Origin of the sequence: Georgenia wangjunii (genome assembly GCF_036421975.1) — a bacterium.
Classification (GTDB): domain Bacteria; phylum Actinomycetota; class Actinomycetes; order Actinomycetales; family Actinomycetaceae; genus Georgenia_A; species Georgenia_A wangjunii.
The window spans coordinates 735,124-754,881 of sequence record NZ_JAZGON010000001.1 but is presented as its reverse complement, the minus strand read 5'-3'; the positions used below and the strand labels follow the sequence as shown (position 1 = coordinate 754,881).

13 protein-coding genes are annotated in these 19,758 nt (G+C 71.2%); 3 read left to right on the top strand and 10 right to left on the bottom strand.

Features of this window, described 5'->3' with window-relative positions:
• Positions 1–429 precede the first annotated feature (429 nt).
• The 5 genes from V2J63_RS03380 to eda form a co-directional block, all read right to left on the bottom strand.
• The gene (locus V2J63_RS03380) at positions 430–4,314 is read right to left on the bottom strand and encodes a PQQ-dependent sugar dehydrogenase (protein WP_331229558.1); all 3,885 of its coding nucleotides are present in this window, start codon (positions 4,312–4,314) and stop codon (positions 430–432) included.
• A gap of 114 nt (positions 4,315–4,428) precedes the next feature.
• Positions 4,429–6,714 (bottom strand): multicopper oxidase family protein, encoded by a 2,286-nt coding sequence (locus V2J63_RS03375; protein WP_331229557.1) that lies wholly within the window; start codon positions 6,712–6,714, stop codon positions 4,429–4,431.
• 346 nt (positions 6,715–7,060) lie between these two features.
• The gene (locus V2J63_RS03370; protein WP_331229556.1) at positions 7,061–8,071 is read right to left on the bottom strand and encodes a LacI family DNA-binding transcriptional regulator; all 1,011 of its coding nucleotides are present in this window, start codon (positions 8,069–8,071) and stop codon (positions 7,061–7,063) included.
• A 175-nt stretch (positions 8,072–8,246) separates the two neighbouring features.
• Positions 8,247–9,302 (bottom strand): sugar kinase, encoded by a 1,056-nt coding sequence (locus V2J63_RS03365; RefSeq protein ID WP_331229681.1) that lies wholly within the window; start codon positions 9,300–9,302, stop codon positions 8,247–8,249.
• Between the two features lie 102 nt (positions 9,303–9,404).
• The gene (gene eda, locus V2J63_RS03360; protein ID WP_331229555.1) at positions 9,405–10,028 is read right to left on the bottom strand and encodes a bifunctional 4-hydroxy-2-oxoglutarate aldolase/2-dehydro-3-deoxy-phosphogluconate aldolase; all 624 of its coding nucleotides are present in this window, start codon (positions 10,026–10,028) and stop codon (positions 9,405–9,407) included.
• A 258-nt stretch (positions 10,029–10,286) separates the two neighbouring features.
• Between eda and V2J63_RS03355 the strand changes: the two genes are divergently transcribed.
• Both V2J63_RS03355 and V2J63_RS03350 read left to right on the top strand, forming a co-directional pair.
• Positions 10,287–11,060 carry a 3-ketoacyl-ACP reductase gene (locus tag V2J63_RS03355; RefSeq protein WP_331229554.1) on the top strand — a complete coding sequence of 258 codons (774 nt, stop codon included), beginning with the start codon at positions 10,287–10,289 and terminating at the stop codon, positions 11,058–11,060.
• A 23-nt stretch (positions 11,061–11,083) separates the two neighbouring features.
• Entirely contained in the window at positions 11,084–13,135 is a 2,052-nt protein-coding gene (locus V2J63_RS03350) for an FAD-binding protein (protein ID WP_331229553.1), read from the top strand.
• Positions 13,136–13,330: 195 nt separating this feature from the next.
• Here the strand turns inward: V2J63_RS03350 and V2J63_RS03345 are convergent, their stop codons facing one another.
• The gene (locus V2J63_RS03345) at positions 13,331–14,524 is read right to left on the bottom strand and encodes an excalibur calcium-binding domain-containing protein (protein ID WP_331229552.1); all 1,194 of its coding nucleotides are present in this window, start codon (positions 14,522–14,524) and stop codon (positions 13,331–13,333) included.
• A gap of 217 nt (positions 14,525–14,741) precedes the next feature.
• Between V2J63_RS03345 and V2J63_RS03340 the strand changes: the two genes are divergently transcribed.
• Positions 14,742–15,692, top strand: a complete 951-nt coding sequence (locus tag V2J63_RS03340; RefSeq protein ID WP_331229551.1) for an HNH endonuclease signature motif containing protein — start codon at positions 14,742–14,744, stop codon at positions 15,690–15,692.
• A gap of 144 nt (positions 15,693–15,836) precedes the next feature.
• Here V2J63_RS03340 and V2J63_RS03335 read toward each other — a convergent pair whose 3' ends face one another.
• Genes V2J63_RS03335 through V2J63_RS03320 form a run of 4 tightly spaced genes read right to left on the bottom strand, consistent with a single transcriptional unit; the run spans position 15,837 to position 19,751 of the window.
• Positions 15,837–16,661: an ABC transporter permease subunit gene (locus V2J63_RS03335; RefSeq protein ID WP_331229550.1), complete on the bottom strand. Its 825-nt coding sequence runs from the start codon at positions 16,659–16,661 to the stop codon at positions 15,837–15,839.
• Positions 16,658–17,395 carry an ABC transporter ATP-binding protein gene (locus tag V2J63_RS03330; protein ID WP_331229549.1) on the bottom strand — a complete coding sequence of 246 codons (738 nt, stop codon included), beginning with the start codon at positions 17,393–17,395 and terminating at the stop codon, positions 16,658–16,660. Before V2J63_RS03330 ends, V2J63_RS03335 begins: the two co-directional genes overlap by 4 nt.
• The gene (locus tag V2J63_RS03325) at positions 17,392–17,565 is read right to left on the bottom strand and encodes a hypothetical protein (RefSeq protein ID WP_331229548.1); all 174 of its coding nucleotides are present in this window, start codon (positions 17,563–17,565) and stop codon (positions 17,392–17,394) included. The genes V2J63_RS03330 and V2J63_RS03325 overlap by 4 nt, the downstream gene beginning before the upstream one ends.
• Positions 17,566–17,591: 26 nt before the next feature.
• Entirely contained in the window at positions 17,592–19,751 is a 2,160-nt protein-coding gene (locus tag V2J63_RS03320) for a peptidase domain-containing ABC transporter (RefSeq protein WP_331229547.1), read from the bottom strand.
• Positions 19,752–19,758 lie beyond the last annotated feature (7 nt).

Genomic DNA, 19,758 nt, shown 5'->3' with positions numbered 1-19,758 from the left:
CCCGCGAGTGGTCGGCCCCGCCCCACGCCCCGCGAGTGGTCGGCCCCGCACCCCCCGGGCCGTCGGCCCCCGCCGCGCGCCATCCCACCGGGTGACCGGGTGGCGGCCCGAGAAGGGCCGATCCTCCGCCCGTGCGCCTCGACACGCGCTGTGCCCTTGGTAGACCAGGGGCACAGCGCGTGTCGAGGCGCACCTCTTTTTTCTTTGGGGGCACGGGGCCTATCTTGTGTCCCGCTCCCCACACCCCGGCTGGGGTAGACCGAGCGCGAGCGCGGGCCCGCGTTCGGGCCTCCTAGGGGCACAGGGCGAAGGGTGGGCCGGCGTCGCCGACCCACCCTTCATTTCGTCCTGCTAGCCCTGGGCCGGCCGGCGGCGAGGTTCCGCCGCCGGCCGGCCAGGGCTCAGCGCTACCGCGCCGAGGGACCTACCTCAGCTGCACGAGCGCGCCGCGTAGGACGCGGTCGCCGTGCTGTCCGGCATCCCTTCCGCGCTGGCCGTCACGCTCACCTCGCCCGCGCCGACCGAGGCCTGGCGGGTGCTGAAAGCGACCGCCGTCGTGCGGTCCGGGGCGATGGTGACCGTCCGCGAGCCGTACGAGCTCGAGATGACGGCCTCGACCGGCACCGCCGACTCGTTCGTCACGCGCACCGTCTCGACGATTCGGCCGACGACGCAGCGGGTGTCCGCCACGACGGAGACCTCCGGGCCGGCCGGCTCGGGCGTCGTCGTCACGGTGAGGTTGCGCATACGGCCCGTGTTGTCGAAGGAGCCGAAGCCGACGCGCCCGCCGTCGAACGTGGTGTCGTTCGCCGTCATGAGCGGGTCCTCGTTCCCGTCGACGTAGACCGCGATGTCACCGGAGTCGGCGCAGTGGACGAGCCGCACGTCGTGCCACTCCTCGTCCGTGATGGCCGGCGGGGCGCCGACCGTCCCGTCCCACTGGACCTCGATCCGCTCCCGGTCAGCGTTGTTGACCTTGAAGATGCCGTTGTGGGCGTAGATCGTGTTGTCCTGCGAGAGGTGGGCGTAGTAGTACTCCGTGTCCGACTGCCAGCCGAAGACGATGATGACGTCCCGGTTGTTGACCGACGCGGGGGCGTCGAGCCGGACCTCAGCCTCGATCTCGACAGAGCCGACCTCGGGCCCCTCGTTGAGGATGGCGTACTCGAACGGACGGCGGATCCCGTCGTTCGGGTTGGTGCCGGCCTCGGCGAGGATGATCTCCTCACCCGGGAACTGCCACTTGCTCGGGGTCCGCGGCGTCCAGTTCTCCCCGGCCATGACGTCCGTGATGACCTGCCCGGACGGCGAGCAGGACGGCGCGGGCGGCGGCTCGTACGGCTCGGCGCCGAAGAGCGCGTACTGCGCCGCGATCTGCTCCGCCGTCGGGACCGTGTTGAGGAACATGAGGTCGTCCATGCGCCCGTTGAACGGGTTGGCCTCACGGGTGTCCTGCGGGTAGCTGCCGCCGATCTTGATACCGGCGGGGTCGGTCGCCGAGGTGGCGCCCTGGCCCCAGGGGTTCGTCGAGCTCGTGTAGGACCCCTCGAGCTCCTCGCCGTTCATGAAGAGCTTCATCTCCCCGCCGGCGAAGTCGAACGTCGCCGCGAGGTGGACCCACTTGTTGCGCTCGAGGATCTGGTCCCAGGGCATGTCCGCCGCGAAGGTCCACGACCCGGCGCCGTCCACGCGGCGTCCGAGGGCGACGAGCTTGAGCTCGCCGTTGACCGTGATGACCTCGAGAAGGGCGCGCACTCCGTGCCCGTCGGAGTCGCCGGTGAGCACGCCGGCGAGACCGACGGCGTTGTACCGGTCTGTCGCGTTCGCAGACCCGGAGTTGAGCGCGGGGTGAAGACCGGTCGGCTTGAACCAGCCCATGATCGAGATCTCGTCGGTCGCTGCGAACGCCCCGAGGGAGTCGACGCCGTCGGCGTCGTAGATGCCCGCCTTCCAGTCGTCGTTCGACGACGCCGTCGGGCTCATCTGCTGCGTCTGCAGCGCCTCACCGGCACCCGGGTAGGCCCGGTCCGCGACGCGCATCTCGACGCCGCCGTTGACGAGCTCGATGTCGGTGCCGGACCAGCCCTGGTCCTCCTCCCACGTCGGGTTGCCCGCCACCGGGTGGTCGAAGTCGTAGTGCGCGACGAGGTTGGGGGCGAGCTCGGGCAGGGCGTGGGGCGAGTTCGCGCCGGCGTACCGGGCACCCGTCACCCTCCAGACCTTCCCGTCGGCCTTGGAGATGAGGTAGAGGTCGCCCTCGGCGTCGGCGCCGAAGCGCAGGTCGACGCGCGCGTGGCCGACGAGCTCCTGGAAGGTCGTCTCCTCACCGTCGTGGAAGACCCTCAGCTGCGCGATGGGCGCGAGGTCCTCGAGGTCGCCGTCGTTGCGGACCATCTCGTCGGCCTCGGTGGCCATGACGGTGCCGCGGACGATGTCGGTGAAGAGGTACTTCCCGCGCAGCTCCGGGATGTCACCGCGGTAGACGTAGCCGCCGTTGACCGCGATGCCGGCGTCGCCGGTCTGGCCCGGGTCACGGTTGTGGTCGTACGCCGCCACCGGGTAGGTGAAGTCGAACTCCTCGGCGTCGTTCGCCGGGAGCGGGTAGATCTGCCGGTTCTCGGCGCGGAACGGGCCCTCCCGGAGGGACCAGCCAAAGTTGTCGCCCGCCTGGACCTCGTAGATCGACTCGACCTGCCACTCGCCGATGTGACCGAGGTACATCTTCCCGGTCTCGGTGTCCCAGCTGATCCGGTGCGGGTCCCGCATGCCGACGGCGTAGATCTCGCCGAGGGCACCGGCGGTGCTGACGAACGGGTTGTCGGCCGGGATGCCGTACTCGCCGTTCCCGCTGTTGTCGCCCATGGGGTCGATCCGGAAGATCTTGCCCTGCGGCGTCGCGAGGTTCTGCGGGTTGTTGTTCCCGACCCCGTTACCGCCGTCGCCGACGAGGATGTAGAGGTTCCCGTAGTCCGGGTCCCCCTCCTCGGCGGTCCAGTTGAACGCGATCTGCTGGACGGTGTGGACGCGCCCGCTGAACGGGACGCGCATCATCTCGCGGCTCGTCCCGGCGAACGTCTCCGCGGCCGGGTCGGTGGCCGTCCACTCGGTGATGACGCTGTGGAAGCCGGTGCCGCCGAACGCCGGGAAGTCAGGCGTGTCCTGGGTCAGGGCGCTACCGGCCTCCGTGTGGACCGTGTAGAAGATGCCGTTCTCGGCGAACTCCGGGTGGAACTCGACGAACCCGAACCCGGTGCCGAGGCCCGCGTGGTTGTGGAAGTTGTCGATGAACTGCTCGCGGACGTTGAGGTAGTTGACGTACTCGCCGGTCTCCTCGTCCACCATGTAGAGGCTCGCGTTCATGTCCGGCACCGCGAGACGGCCGGAGCCGTCGGGCACCTCGTCGAGGTGCGTGATGCGGTTGTGGCGGATGAGGCGCTGGTCGCTCGCCGCCGGGGTCGTCGACGACTCCGGGAGCTGCACGAGCTCCTCGACCTCTATGCCGAGGGCCGACGGCTCCGGGTCAGGCAGCGGGTTGAGGAGCGGCTGCGCCGGACCCTCGGTGGTCTCGCAGTCGGCCTCGTTGCCGGTGGGCAGGTCGAGGTTGACGCCGCTGTTGTCGATCGCGACGTCGTCGAGCATGAGGCGGCCGGCGCTGTTCGCCCCGTTGATCCAGAAGAACCGGTCGAGCGAACCGGTGACGCTCTCGCGGAAGTTGAAGAGCGTCTCCGAGCCCTCGGGCAGCCGGGTCTGCTCGTCGTAGATGCCGCCCTGGCTGTACACGGCGACCTTGTCGGTGGCGTTGTCCGCGACGATCCACACGCACTGCCACGCGTCCTCCGACCACGTGCCGGCGGGCGCGAACGCTCCACCGTTGCGCACCAGGAGGGTGTCGTTGTTCTGGTTGTTGACGTACGCGCGGCTGTGCGGGTAGTCGGACGGGTTGTCGTTGTCCGTGACGCCGAACGAGGTGTCGATGTTCGAGTCACGTCGGATCCGGAAGAAGACCGTACCGGTACTACCGTTCTCGATCTCCGGGATAGCGCGGTAGGAGCTCCGCGACGGGCCCGTCATCTCGAGGACCCGGTTGTTCTGGTTGACCGGGTCGGGGATGACGACGGCGGACGAGTGCGCCGTCCAGCCGTCCTGACCGTGGAGCGGCCCGACGGTGTAGCCCTCGAAGGTGAGGAGCTCGAACCCGTCCTCGACCACCACCGCCCCCGCTGGTGGGGCGAGAAGGGCAGCCCCCAGTGCCGTGACCAGGGCGGCCGCGAGGCCTGCCCTCCCGTGCCGAACCGAACGTTCTGCGGACTTCATCGTCTGCTCCTCTACGTTGGGAAGCGCTTTCACGCGAGTCGGACGCTACTCCCGCCCGGCGCCGGTGGCAATGGTCTGAAGGTCGACCGATCAGGCGCTTGCTCGGAGCGGCGCCTAGCCGTGCCTGTGCGGCGCCTCGCCGTGGTCGTGCACGGGCGCGGGCGCAGGCGCAGGCGCAGGCGCAGGCGCAGGCGCAGGCGCAGGCGCAGGCGCAGGGTCATCGTCGTGGTCGTGCGCGGGGGCGATGTGGTCGTCATGCGCCTCGCCATGGGCGGGCGCGGGCGCGGGCGCGGGCGCGGGGTCATCGTCGTGGTCGTGCGGTGGGGCGATGTGGTCGTCATGCGCCTCGCCGTGGTCGGGCGCGGGCGCGGGCGCGGGCGCTGCATGGTCATCGTGCACCTCGCCCTGGTCGTGCGGCGCCCCGTCGTGGCCGTGACCCGTGCCGGGGAGCGTCCGCGGCGGCTCGGTGCCCGGTTCAACGACGACGAACTGGCCCATGAGGCCGAAGTCCTCGTGGCGCAGCAGGTGGCAGTGGTACATGTACGGCGTATCGGGGTCGGAGTAGTGCTCGAACCTCATGATGAGGCGGATCTCCGCGCCGGGCTCGGTGTAGATCGTGTCCTTGCGACCCGCGAGCTCGGGCGGCGGTGACTGGCCGTCGATCGAGAGCACCTCGAACTGCACGTCGTGGATGTGGAAGTTGTGCGGGATGGCGTCGTGGTTGACGATCTCCCAGATCTCGGTCGTGCCCACCGTGACGACCTCGTCGATGCGGTTCATGTCCATCCGCTCGCCGTTGAGCCGCAGGCCCAGCATCTCGAAGCGGCGGGTGACGGTCGCGTCGGCCTCGGAGAGCCTGCCGTAGTCCGACAGCCGGGGCGCCACCTCCGCCGACGGGGAGAGCTCCGCCGCCGCGTGCAGCCGCAGGACGTCGCGGGTCTGCAACGCGCCGTAGCCCTCGGGGTCGATGATCGCGCCGAGGTCCTGCGGGTAGGAGCGGAGCATGACGTCCTCGCCCGCCTCCAGCTCGACGACGATCTCGGCCCGCTCGCCGGGGCTGAGCTGGATCCGGTCGGTGACGTGCGGCGTCTCGAGGAGGCCTCCGTCGCTGGCGACGAGCTGGAACGCGCGGTCGTCGTCCAAGCCGAAGTTGTAGCTCCGCAGCGTCGACCCGTTGAGCAGGCGCAGGCGGACCCGTTCGGTGGTCACCTCCTGGACCGCCCCGACGGTGCCGTTGACCATGATCGTCTGACCCATGACACCGCTGGGCAGCTGGGACACGAGGGTGAGCTCGCCGTCCTCGTCGAAGTCCTTGTCCTGCACGATCACCGGGATGTCGTCCACCCCGTACTCGCTCGGCAGCCCGGAGGCGTCGGTGGTCTCGTCGTCGAGGATGAACATGCCGGCCAGGCCCCGGTACACGTGCTTCTCGGTGAGGCCGTGCGGGTGCGGGTGGTACCAGAGGGTCGCGGCAGGCTGGTCGATGAGCCAGGTCGGCCGCCACGTCGCGCCGGGCGCAACCTCCTGGTGGGGGCCACCGTCCATCTCCGGCGGAAGGTGCATGCCGTGCCAGTGGACGCTCGTCGTCTCGCCGATGGCATTGGTGAACTCGACAGCCACCTGCTCACCCTGCCGGGCGCGCAGCGTGGGGCCGAGGAAGTCGCCGTTGAACCCCCACGTGCTCGTCTCCTGGCCCGGGAAGAAGGACATCGCGCCCTCCTGCGCGGTGAGCTGGAAGACCCGGGTGCCGGCCTCGTCCACGTACGAGTCGGCGAGCGGCGGGATCGTCAGCGCCGCGGTGAAGGACGGGGCGGGGTCCTCCGGGTGCTGCGGCTCGTCGGGCGCGCTGGGGACCTCGGGCCACGCCGGCCCGCCCGGTGCCGGGCTACCCGGCGAGGGTGCCTCGGGTCCACCCGGCTCCGCCGGGACCTCCGGTGCTCCGGGGTCCACCGGTGCCTGCGGCACGCCGGGCACGCCCGGGACGTCGGGGACCGTCGGACCGTCCGGCACACCGGGGAGCTCGGGAGCCGTCGGGAGCCAGGGCGACGCGGGCGCCGCCGGGACCCCAGACCCACCCGCCCCGACCGAGGCCGCCCCGCCTGTGGCGCCGTCCGGCACACCCGAGGACGCCGGCTCCTCGGACGCCCCGGGGGCCACCGCCCCGTGCGACGCCTCCGGGTCCCGGACGCCGTCCGCCGTCGCCGGCACCTCCGGCGCCTCGGGCGTCTCCGCGAGCGGCCACCCGCCGTCGCCGGCGCCGGTCGATCCGCCGTCGTGCCGCGCACCGCGCGCCGCGCCGCCCTCCCTGTCGTCCGCGAGCGCGACGACGGCGGCGCGGCCGACGTCGTCGTCAGCCTCCACGAGCACCGAGGCACCGGCGAGGCCCGCGGTCAGAGTCAACGTCGCAGCCAGAGCGAAGGTTCGGCGGAAGCTCACATCGTCCTCTCGCGCGCTGCTGCTCGGCAGCGCGGGTGCGGCCCGTCCACCTGGCGCCCCAGGGCGCGGTAGAACGGTGCTCACGAGTGGTGGGTGGACGTCACGGCGCAGCGGCCACGACGGCGACGACTGCCAGTGGTCGTGGTGCTCCGCCCCGGGTCCGCTTGCGGCGTTGCATGCCGCGGTGGTGCCGGAGCACATCGCCACGGGACGAACGCACGCCGAGCAACCCGCACCCGTCCCAGGGCCAACGAAAACGGTACCGCTGCCGGGGGGCCAGCGATAGGGGGAAAGCGGGAACGGTTTCGGCTCAGACGGCGGGTGTGGACTCTCGCAGCAGCACGGAGCCCGGAAGGGTGAGCAGCCGCGGTTCGCCGGCAGACGGCGTGAGTGCGAGCGATGTCGCCGCGCGCCCCATCTCCACCATGGGGATCCGCACCGTGGTCAGTCCCGGCGTGACGTCGCGCAGCGTGACGATGTCGTCGAAGCCTGCGAGCGCGAGGGCCCCCGGCACGGACCTCCCGGCCTCGCGGGCCGCCGACATCGCCCCGAGCGCCATGACGTCGTTGACGGCGAAGACGAGGTCCACGTCCACCCGGCGCGTCAGGAGCTCGGTCATGGCGGCGTGCCCGCCCGCCCACGTGAACTCTCCGGGGACGACGGCGTCGGGCTCGACGCTGACGCCGAGGCGGCGCAGCTCTCCGACGAAGGCGTCCGCCCGCTCCCGGGCCGTGAGGTGCACCACCGGGCCGGCGAGCACCCCGAACCGGCGGTACCCCAGGCCGTGGAGCGAGGTGGCGAGGGCCGCTGCGCCGCCGGTGTTGTCCGCGCGGACGGCGTCCACGCCGGGGATCGGCTGGCCCACGAGCGCGACGGTGCCGCCGCTGCGCCGGTAGGCGGCGAGGGCTGTCCGCAGGCGCCTGTTGATGGCGTCGTCGTCCCGGCGCCCGCCCGCGAGGATGATCGCCCGCACGCGCTGGTTCTGGAGCGTGCGCACGAAGGTCAGCTCGCGCGACGGGTCGTGGTTGGCGTCGGCGAGCGTGACCGCGAGGCCGGCCTCGTCGGCGGCCTGGGTGACCCCGGCCGCGATCGAGGAGAAGTAGGGGTCGGTGATGTCGTGGACGATGAGCCCGAGGGTGGAGGTGTGCCCGCGGGCCATGGCCTGGGCGTTGGCGTCCGGGGAGTAGTGGAGCTCCTGCGCGGCGGCGAGGACCCTCTCGCGCAGGTCCTCACCCACCTTCCGGTCCGTGCTGCCGTTGATGGCGCGTGACGCCGTCGCCAGCGAGACACCCGCCCGGCGCGCGACGTCGCTGAGGGTCACCCTTGCGCGATCACGGGACGAGGCGCGGGGCCGTCGTCCCGCCGCTTCGGCCGGAGGGGTCATGCCAGCATGATCGCACCGCGACGCCTCATGCGGTCGGCGCTTCCCCAGGGCCCGACCGATCCCGGACAGCCTCCGCTCCCGCGCGCGGCCTGACCCTTGCGCGCTGGGCACCTCAGCGCTGGACGCGCGCGCTACCTCCCGCGGCGAGCTTGAGCACCTCGGCCTTCGTCGCCATCGACGTGTCGCCCGGCGTCGTCATGGCCAGCGCCCCGTGGGCGGCGCCGTACTCGACGGCGGTGGCGAGCGGCTCGCCGGCCATGAGCCCGTAGATGAGGCCGGACGCGAAGGAGTCGCCGCCGCCGACGCGGTCGAGGATCTCGAGGCCGGTGCGGTGGGTGGCCTCGGCGAACCCCTCGTCCTTGGACCACGCGATCGCGCCCCAGTCGTTGACGGTGGCGCTGTGGACCCCGCGCATCGTCGTGCCGATGACCTCGAAGTTGGGGTAGCCGGCGGAGGCCTCCTCGATCATCGCCCGGAAGCTCGCGACGTCGAGGTCGGTGAGGTTCTCGTCCACGCCGGCCACCTCGAAGCCGAGGCTGGCGGTGAAGTCCTCCTCGTTGCCGATCATGACGTCGACGTGCTGGGCGATCTCCCGGTTGACCTCCTGGGCCTTCGCCTTGCCACCGATGGCCTGCCACAGGCTCGGGCGGTAGTTGAGGTCGTAGGAGATGACCGTGCCGTGCCGCTTCGCGGCCTGGACGGTGGCGAGGACCATCTCGGCCGACGTCTCGGACAGCGCCGCGTAGATGCCACCGGTGTGGAGCCAGCGGACGCCGAGCTCTCCGAAGACGTGGTCGAGGTCGATGTCCTCGGGGCGCAGCTGGGACGCCGCCGTCCGCCCGCGGTCGGAGACGCCGACGGCGCCGCGTACGCCGAAGCCACGCTCGGTGAAGTTGAGGCCGTTGCGGACCCCGCGCCCGATGCCGTCGTAGGCGGCCCAGTGGATGAGGGAGGTGTCGACGCCGCCGGTGAGGATGAAGTCCTCGACGAGCCTGCCCACCTCGTTGTCCGCGAGCGCGGTGATGACCCCGGCCCGCAGGCCGAAGGCGCGCCGCAGGCCGCGGGCGACGTTGTACTCACCGCCGCCCTCCCACGCCCGGAACGAGCGCGCGGTGCGGATGCGCCCCTCACCGGGGTCGAGGCGGAGCATCACCTCCCCGAGCGACATGACGTCGTAGCGGCACTGGTCGGCGTCCTTGATGCTCAGGCTCACGGTGCTCCTCCTCGAGGGGTGGGTCAGGGGTGGGCGCCGGCGGCGGCCGGTGCTGCGCTAGCGGACGAGGGCGACGGCGTCGGCCACGAGTGCCGCGACCTGCGCGAAGTCTCCCGCGGCGACGGCGGCGCGGGGCACCATCCAGCTCCCGCCGATGGCCGCGACGGCGGGCAGGGCGAGGTACTCGGCGATGTTGTCGGGGCCGATGCCTCCGGTGGGCACGAACCGGACGCCGCCGAAGGGTGCGGCGAGCGCCTTGATGGCGGCCGCCCCGCCCGAGGTCTCAGCGGGGAAGAACTTCACCGTCGTCAGGCCGGCCTCGAGGGCCATCATGACCTCGGAGGCGGTCACGGCGCCGGGCAGCGCGAGCACGCCGCGCTCGGCGCAGCGGTCGACGACGGCGCGCGAGAAGCCGGGCGAGACAACGAAGCGGGCGCCGGCGTCGACGGCCTCGTCGACCTGCGCGGCGGTGAGGACTGTCCCGGCGCCGACGAGGAGGTCGCTGTTCGCGGACATCGCCCGAATGGAGTCCGCGGCCGCGGCGGTCCGGAAGGTCACCTCCGCGACGGGCAACCCGCCCTCGACGAGCGCGGCGCCCAGGTCCGCCGCAGCGGCGGCGTCGTCGAGGACGACGACAGGTACCAGACGGGCATCGGTGAGGCGCTCGAGGATCTCGGCCATGTGGGGGACTCCTTCGTCTGCACGGCTCCGCCGAAGCTCGACGGCGAACCAGGATCGGGCCCACGGTAACAGAAAGCGCTTCCCGCACAAGGGGTCCGCGACGGCTCGCACGAGGGCGGCGTGGCGCTCGGCCCGTAGCATTTCCGCCGATACCCGCGCCGGAAAGCGCTTGCTCTCAGCGCGGCAAGTCGGTCATGATGGCCGCAGGCGGAGTGGGAAGTCCCATCCGCCGTCGTCGTCGTCGAAGGAGATGAGCGCGTGCCGAAGGTAGCCATGGTGACCGGGGGGAACCGCGGCATCGGTCTGGGGATCACCACCCGCCTGCTCGACGAGGGGTACGCCGTCGCCATCCTCGCCACCCGGGAGGAACCGGCGGAGCTCATGGCGGACCTGCGCACGCGCGGGGAGGTCATGTACGTCCGCGGGAGCGTCGCCGAGCCGGCCGACCATGAGCGGTACGTCGACGCGACGCTCGAGGCGTGGGGACGCATCGACCTGCTCGTCAACAACGCGGGCGTCGCGCCCACGGTCCGGGAGGACATCCTCGAGGCGAGCACAGAGAGCTTTGACCGCGTCCTCGGGATCAACCTGCGCGGCCCGTACTTCCTCACCCAGCTCGTCGCCCGCACGATGATCGAGCAGCGGGGCCCGCTCACCGAGCTCCCACAGACGCCGGTCGGCACGATCATCAACGTCTCGTCCGTCTCCGCCGTGGCCGTCTCGACCAACCGCGGTGAGTACTGCATCTCCAAGGCCGGGATGGGGATGTCCACCCGGCTGTGGGCCGTGCGCCTCGCGCCCGAGGGGATCGTCGTCTACGAGATCCGGCCCGGCGTCGTCGCCACGGACATGACGGCCGGCGTCCAGGAGAAGTACGACGCGCTCTTCGCGGGCGGTCTCGCGCCGATCCCGCGCTGGGGACGCCCCGCCGACGTCGCCGGGGCCGTCGCCCAGCTCGCGGCCGGGCAGATGCCGTACTCGACCGGTGACGTCGTCAACGTCGACGGCGGCATGCACATCACCCGCCTGTGAGCCCCGACCGTGAGGACGCCCGCATGAGCACCCAGACCCTGCGCATCGCCGGCGCCGACGTCCCCGTCGTCACGGCCAACACCGTCGTCGTCGGCACCGGCGCTGCCGGCTACTGCGCCGCCGACCGCCTCGTCCAGCTCGGGCAGGACGACGTCGTCGTCGTCACCGACAAGGTCAACGCCGGCGCCTCGCGCAACGCCGGCTCGGACAAGCAGACGTACTACAAGCTCACCCTCTCCGGCGGGGACGGCGACTCGGTGCGCGAGATGGCCGAGACGCTCTTCGCAGGCGGGTCGATGGACGGCGACATCGCGCTCGCCGAGGCCGCGCTCTCCGCGCGGTGCTTCCTCCACCTGTGCGAGGCGGGCGTGCCGTTCCCGCAGAACCGGTCCGGGGAGTTCATCGGGTACAAGACGGACCACGACCCCCGCCGGCGGGCCACGTCGGTGGGGCCGTTCACCTCCAAGACGATGGTCGAGCAGCTCGAGAAGCGCGTCCGCGGGCACGGGACGCCGACGTTCGACGCGTGCCGCGTAGTCGACATCGTCGTCTCCGACGGCGAGGTAGCGGGGCTGCTGTGCCTGCGCACCGACGTGCGGCCGCAGGACGGCGAGAGCCCGTTCATCCTCTTCCGGTGCACGAACCTCATCTACGCCGTCGGGGGGCCGGCGGGGATGTACGCGGACGCGGTCTACCCGCACGGGCAGTGGGGGGCCTCGGGGGCCGCCTACCGCGCCGGGGTGCACGGCAAGAACCTCACGGAGTGGCAGTTCGGGCTCGCCTCGACGAAGCCGCGGTGGAACGTCTCCGGGACGTACATGCAGGTCCTGCCCCGCTTCATCTCGACCGACGCGGACGGCAACGACGAGCGCGAGTTCCTCACCGAGCACCTGCCGGACTACGGCCGCCAGCTCTCGATGATCTTCCTCAAGGGCTACCAGTGGCCCTTCGACATCCGCAAGGCGCGCGACGGTTCCTCGATCGTCGACCTCCTCGTCTACCAGGAGACCGTCCTGCGCGGGCGGCGCGTCTTCCTCGACTTCCGCTCCAACCCCATGGGCCGCGAGCTCGACGCCGACGCGCTCTCGCCCGAGGCGCGCGAGTACCTCGAGCGGGCCGGGGTGCTCTTCGGCACGCCCATCGAGCGGCTCCAGCACATGAACCGGCCCGCGTACGAGTTCTACCTCGGGCGCAACCCAGGGGTGGACCTCGAGACGGACCCGCTCGAGATCGCCGTGTGCGCGCAGCACAACAACGGCGGCCTCGCGGTCGACGACTGGTGGCAGTCGAACATCGCCGGGTTCTTCCCCGTCGGCGAGGCCGCGGGAGCGCACGGCGTCTACCGCCCCGGCGGCGCGGCGCTCAACAGCGGCCAGGTGGGCGCGACGCGCGCGGCGCAGTTCGTGGCCGCGCGGCGCACCGAGGACCCGCTCGACGTCGATGCCTTCGCCGTCGCCGCCTCCGGGCCGCTGGCGCACGCCCGCGAGCTCCTCGCCGCGGCGAGCTCGACGGCGGAGGCCGGCACCCCGGACAACACCGGCGAGCTGCTGCGCGAGACGACGGAGCTCATGAGCTCCCACGCCGGCGTCGTGCGCTCACGCGAGAGCGTCGCCGAGGCCCTCGTGCGCGTGCGGGACAAGCTCAGCCGCTACGAGACCCTCGTCTCGGCCGACGCAAGCAGCCGCCGATCGATCAACCGGACGTTCCTCATCCGCGACATCATGACGAGCCAGGTCATCTACCTCGCCGCCATGGCGGACTACCTCGAGCACGGCGGGCGCAGCCGCGGTTCGGTCCTCTACACCGACCCTGAGGGCACGCTGCCGCTCGTGGGCCACAGCGAGCGGGCCGCCGACGAGCTCGACCTCCCCGAGATCTTCCGTTTCTCGCTCGACGACGGCGCGCTCAGCGGGGAGATCCAGGAGACGTCGTGGTCCGAGACGGGCCCCGACGGCGTCCCGGACTACGCCGGCACGCCGGCCTTCCGCTGGCGGCCCATCCGGCCTATCCCCGAGGACGACGACTTCTTCGAGAACGTCTGGCGCAGGTTCCGGGAGGACCGGAACATCTACTGAGGCTAGGCGGCCGCTCGTGGGAACCGGCCGCCGCGTGTGGTGCTCTCCGCGCGAGTTTTGGCCAGTGACGCAGGTGTGAGGTCAGTTGGTGACGCACGTGTCGGGAAGGGCTGTCGCGTTCCGGCGGGAACGCGACAGTGAGCAGCCGGGACGTTGCCGCGGGAACGTCCCGGCGCTCCGGCTCCCTCGGCCGGGTCAGCTCTCGCAGCCGATCCCGTCGCCGTCGCGGTCGAGATGGCTTCCGTACCCAGGCTGTCCTCGGTAGACCGGGGCCGCGCCCGCATCCCTGGCCGCGGTGCAGTTCGCGAACGCCCCGGACTGTCCTCCGCCCGAGCCACCACCGGAGCCGCCAGAGCCGCTACCCGATCCACCACCGGAGCCACCGGCTCCCCCGCCGGAGCCCTCGGAGTTTCGACGGGCGGCCGCCTCGCGCTCGGCCTCGGCCGCTGCGGCTCGTTCCCGCTCAGCAGCGGCAGCAGCGTCCGCTTCACGCTGAGCCTCTTCCGCCGCGAGGCGAGCGGCCTCCTCGGCTGCGAGACGCTCGGCCTCGATCCGCTCTGCCTCGATCCGCACACGCTCCGCTTCCTCCGCCGCGAGGCGGTCCTCCTCGACGACGCGCGCGGCCTCGAGTTCGGCGGTCTTCGCGGCCACCGTCTCGTCGGCGGTGGTCACCGCGCGGCGGAGCTCGTCGAGCTTGTCGGCGGGGTAGACCACGAGCGGGTGACGGTCCCGGTCGCCGTCGAGGGTCTCGGCGAGACCGACGCCAACGGCCAGGGCAGCAGCCGTCCGGTCGAGGTGCTCATCGAGCTCACTGAGGGTCGCCCCAGCGACGATGGCCTCGTCGCGCAGGCTCTTGCTCAGGAGGACGTAGGCACTCACCTCGGCCTCGATCGAGCACTCGAGGTCGGGCGCGTGCAGCCCCACGCCGGCGGCCCGTGCCTCCTCCTCGGCGGCGAGCACCTCGTCGTAGAAGAGGTCGCTCTCGTCCATGTGGACGGCTACGCCGTACCCCGCGCGCGCGATCTCGGCGCTGACGAGCACCTCTCCCTTGAAGACCCCAGCGAGGTCCCGGCCACTGGAGTCGACAGTCTCCTCGTCGTACTCGAGCAGCACCTTCGTCTCGGCGGGCAGGAGCGACTCAAGGAACTCCTTCGCGTCGGCGTCGAGGCAGAAACCTTCTTCGGGAGTGTCGACGTTGAGCAGGCGCACCTCGCGCTCGTCGCCCCCGTCCTCGATCGTGATGGTGTCGCCGTCGAGGACCTCGGCGACCAGGACAGTTCCGTCCCCCGTCGTCGCGGTCGCGCCAACGACGCCACCGACAACGAGCACCCCGACGGCGGCTGCGGTGATGGCCTTGTGCCTCCGGACATAGTCGATAAACGTGCTCATAGCGCGCAGGTCCATTCGTGCGAGTGATGTGAGAGCACCCGCGCGGGACATCAACGTCATCGCTCTGGGAACTGCCGCACAGCGTAGCGCCGAATCATGAGAGATTACGCCAGGCCTGAATTCCGAAGTTCGCCGGTCCGTGGCGACCCAGTCATGGGCACGCTGTGCCAAGCTGGGACGCATGGAGAGCGGTGCCCCTCAGCGAGCGTGGTTGCTCATGGCTGCAGGCGACAACCGCGGCCACGGGGGAAACTCCGGATATGACGACCAGTACGACGCCTACTACTCGTGGGACAGCAAAGTCCCCAACCACAGGAACCTCCGTGTCGGCGATCCCATCGCCCTGTGGGACAAGGAGCGCTTACTCGGCGTCTCGGTGATCGAGGAGATCGACACTTGGCCAGGTACAAAGGTGCTTCAACGGTGTCCGGTCTGCAGCACTACTCGCATCGACCCACGTAAGAGAGCAAAGCCGCGGTATCGGTGTATGAAGTGCCGCTACGAGTTCGAGACTCCCCTCGCCGACGTCATCGAGGTGGACCTGTACCGGGCGCGGTACGACGCGGCCTGGGCTCCGCTCGACGGGCTCGTCGGGGAGAAGGAGATCCGGTCTCTAGCGGTGAATCGTGGTGACATTAACGCGATGCGCCCCATCGACTGGGCCGCCCTGAGCGAGGCGCTCGCCTCGAAGGGCGCTACCCGCGCCGTCGACCGTGTGACCGCGCGCGTTGACATGAGCTGGCAGCCCCCGAGCCTGCACGTCGAGCTGCCTCAGGGATTCTCCCGCGCACTCGTTCGCGTCCGCCGGGGACAGCGGCAGTTCCGTGAGCAGCTCCTGGCGGCCCAGGGGAGCGTGTGCGCCTTCACTGGTGACGCTCCGACGCGCGTCCTGGAGGCGGGTCATCTCTACAGCTACGCCCAGCTCGGTACGCATTTCGAGCACGGCGGGCTGATGCTCCGGCGGGACATTCATCGGCTCTTCGACGACGGAACCCTCGCAGTGGACCCGTCGGGGCTCAGGGTCGACGTCGCGCCAGAACTCGCGGAGTTTCCACAGTACGCACGGCTACACGGTGGACGACTGGCGTCGCGACTGCGGGACGAGCATGTCGCCTGGCTGGGCAAGCATTGGGACGAGCACCGAGCCGCCGGCACGGCCGTGAACTAGCAACGAATCGCTTTCTGCGTGAGCCTCCACTGGTCGGAAGTTGGTTGGAGTGCACGTGTTCGGATACCGCGGCGGCGAGTTGCTCCCGCCCACCACCGCGCCCGCCGGCTCGTAGATCCGACGGGCGCAGCAAGAGCGAGAACCTCAGCTCGTGATGTCCCGCCTCCGCAGGCTCACGAGGTACCCCGCCACGACGGCGACCGCTGCGTAGGCGGCTAGCACGAGGCCGCCCTCGACCCAGCCGAGCGACTCGAGCGCGGCGCCCATCCCCCGCGTCTCGGACCCGCTCGGCGGCCACACGAGCGAGAGGCTCGCGGCGCCGGGCAGGTACTTGGCGAAGGCGTTGAGGTCGGCGTTCTCGTTGCCCATCGACGTGAGGGTCGGCTCGATGAACAGGGTGAAGAGCAGGACGACACCGATCGTCACGGCCTGGTTGCGCAGGAGCGCCCCCAGGCCCACCCCGATGAGCGCCCACAGGACGAACGCGGCGACGGTCCGCAGCAGGATGCCCTGGATCTCGGCCGTGCCGACGTCGCTGGAGATGCCGCGCATCGTCAGGACGGCCGCCGTCGTCACCCCGCCCACGGCGGCAGCGGCGATCCCGTAGGCCAGGCCGGTGCCTGCCCCGACCACCGTCTTGGCCGTGTAGAAGTCGAGCCGGGACCGGCTGAGGAGGAGCGAGCGGGACAGCGTCCCGTGCCGGTACTCGGCGGTGATGAGAAGCGCCCCGAGAAGGAACGGGAAGACGTAACCCGCGCGGGCGGCGAACGAGTAGATGTACTCGAGCGGGGTGCTGACGAGGTGAGTGGCCCCGCCCTCGGTGTAGACGAGGTCGTCCGGCACCTGCCCCGTGATGTTCATCGTCACGAGCCCCCCGATGAGGGCGATGAAGAGGAACGCGCAGAGTGCGAGGAGCCACCACGTCGGGGTGGTGACGGCCTTACGCCACTCGACGGCGACGGCGCTCACGCGGACCACGCTCCCGCCGGCGAGGCGTGGACGGCCTCGAGGTAGAGCCGCTCGAGGTTGAAGTCGCTCTCCCGCGCCCGCAGCGCCTCGAGGGAGTCTGCGAGGACGACGGTGCCGCCGTCGATGATGAGGACGTCGTCGACGGCCTGCTCGACCTCGGCGAGGAGGTGCGAGGAGACGAGCACGGTCGCGCCCGCGGCGGCCTTCGCCCGTAGCAGCCCCCGCAGCCACGCCATCCCCACGGGGTCGAGACCGTTCGTCGGCTCGTCGAGGATGAGCACCTCCGGATCCGCGAGCAGGACGTCCGCGAGCGCGAGCCGCTGCTTCATCCCCAGGGAGTACCCCCCGACGCGCCGGCCGATCGCCTCGCCGAGGCCGACGAGCTCGACGAGCTCGTCCAGTCGGGCGCGCGTCGCCCCGACGGCCTTGGCCGTGGTGCGCAGGTGCGCACGCCCCGAGCGCAGGGGGTGGAAGCCGGTCCCGTCGAGGACGGCTCCCACGGTGCGCGGGGCGGTCGTGAGGTCGCGGTAGGCCGTGCCGTTGAACGTGGCGGACCCGGCGTCGGGCTGGACCAGGCCGAGGAGCATCCGCAGCGTCGTCGTCTTCCCGGCACCGTTGGGGCCGAGCAGCCCCGTGATGCGCCCGGGGTGGGCCGTGAAGGACAGGTCGCGCACCGCGCGGTGGCCGCGGTAGGACTTCGCGAGCCCCTCGACCACCACGGTGGTCCCGGTCATCGCGCGGCGCCCTTCCACGAGCTCTCCGCGAGGCGGATCAGGTACAGCACGACCGGGAAGAGGATGAGTGCGGCGCCGATGAAATTGAGCACGTGGACGCCCACGAAAAGGGCGCTGCCTGCCAGGACCACGATCCCGACGAGCATCATGACGATTCCCCACTGCTTCATGTGTCCTGTCCTTTCGTTGCGGCCGCTCACGGGAGTGCTCCCACGGCCGGTCGGCCCAGCTGGTTTCCGATAAAGCTGACGTACTCCGGTTGCCCGAGCATCTCGGCATGGGTGCCGCTGCACGCCACCCGGCCACCGCGCATGAGGATGATCCGGTCAGCGTTGACGACCGTGCTCAGCCGGTGGGCGATGACGACCCTCGTGACGGGCAGCCGCTCGAGCTGCTCCGTGATGCGCTGCTCGGTGGGAGCATCGAGGTGGCTCGTCGCCTCGTCGAGAACGAGGATCTTCGGCGACCCGGCCACCGCGCGCGCGATGGCGAGGCGCTGGCGCTGCCCACCGGAGAGCCCGACGCCGGACTCCCCGAGCGGGGTGTCGAACCCCATGGGCATGGCAGCCACGTCCTCCGCGAGCGCGGCGACCTGCGCTGCCGCGACGGCGTCCTCGTCGCTCACCTCCTCGCGCCCTGCGCGGATGTTCGACAGGAGCGACCCGCTCGTCACCTCCGAGTCCTGGGTGACCATCCCGCACTGGCGCCGCAGGTAGGAGAGCTTCATCTCATCCATCGGCACGCCGTCGTAGCGGACCTGCCCGGTAGACGGGTCGAGGAGCCCGAGGAGCAGGCGGGCGAGCGTGCTCTTGCCCGACCCGCTCGGGCCGATGACGGCGACGAACTCCCCCGCCCGGATGCGGCAGTCGATGCCGTCGAGGACGTACGGGGAGGAGTCGCCGTAGCGGAAGGAGACGTTCTCGACGTCGATAGCCCCGCGCAGCTCCCGCTCGGGCATGTCCTCGTGGGTGTCCTCGGGGTTCTCGTCGAGGATGTCGCGCAGCCGGGCGAGGTGGACCCGGACGGTCTGGAGTACCTGGAGGTTCATCCCGATGGAGCGCACCGGCCCGAGCGCCATCCCCGCGAGGGAGTTGAGTGCGAGCATCGTGCCCAGGCTCAGCTCGCCGTTGATGACCATGACGGCACCGAGCAGGAGCATGAGCACCGGCACGATGTAGGAGACGGAGTCGAGGAGGTTACCCAGGGTGTTGTCCAGGCGCGTCCGGCGTGCGCCGGCGTCGAGCTGACGCGCGAACGATGCCCCCCAGCGGCGGTACGCCTGGTCCTCGGTGCCGAGGCTCTTGACGGTCTCCACGGCCCGGATCGTCTCGAGCAGCACGCTCTGCGAGGCGGACATCTCCGCCATCTCCCGCTCGGCCTGGCGGCGGGCCGGTGCCGCGAACGCCGCGATGACGACGGCCTGGATGACGATGACGGCGAGGATGAGCCCGGCGTAGACGAGCGAGTTCGCCGCGATGAACGCGAGGTAGACGACGACGAAGACCGCGTCGATGACCATGGGCAGCAGGCGCCCGCTCAGGACGTCGCGGATGTAGGCCGTGCTCGAGAACCGCACGAGGAGGTCGCCGGTGCTGCGCTGCTGGAAGTAGCGGTACGGCAGGACGAGCAGGTGGTCGAGGATGCCCGCCATGAGGGAGGCGTCCAGCCGTTTCTCCAGCCAGAGGAGGAGCTCGGCGCGCAGGAGCCCGGTGAAGAGGTAGGACAGCGCGAAGGCGGCGCTGATGCCGACCATCGCACCGATCGGCCCGACGTCGCCCGCCGGGACGAGGCTGTCGACGACGACCTTCGTCAGCAGCGCCGGGATCGCGCCGACGGCGGTGAGCACGAAGCCCAGCGCGATGAGCCCGGCGAGCTTCGCCCGCGCCCGGGGCACGTACGGCGCGACGAACCGGCGGAACCCGAGGCCGGAGCGCCGCCGTGGCTCGAACTCCGGGCCCGGGGTGAAGGTGAGCGCGACGCCCGTGTAGGACTGGGCGAACTCCTCGTGGGTGACGACCAGCTCGCCGTCGGCCGGGTCGAGGATCCGCACGCCGCGGCTCGTCACCCGGTCGAGGACGACGAAGTGCGAGCTCGTCCACGTGATGAGGGTGGCGCGCGGCAGGGTCGGGACGTGCTCGATGGGGCACCGCACCGCCTGGACGACGAGCCCCTCGGCCTGGGCGTGGTCCTTGATCTGCTTGAGGCTCGCGCCGTCGCGGCCCACGTCGATGGCGCGGCGGACCTCGCTCACCGTGGTCGCCCGCCCATGGAAGGACGAGATCATCGCGAGGCAGGCCAGACCGCACTCCGTCGGGGTGGCCTGGAGCTGGATGGGGATCCGTCGTCGCGTGCGCATGCCCATC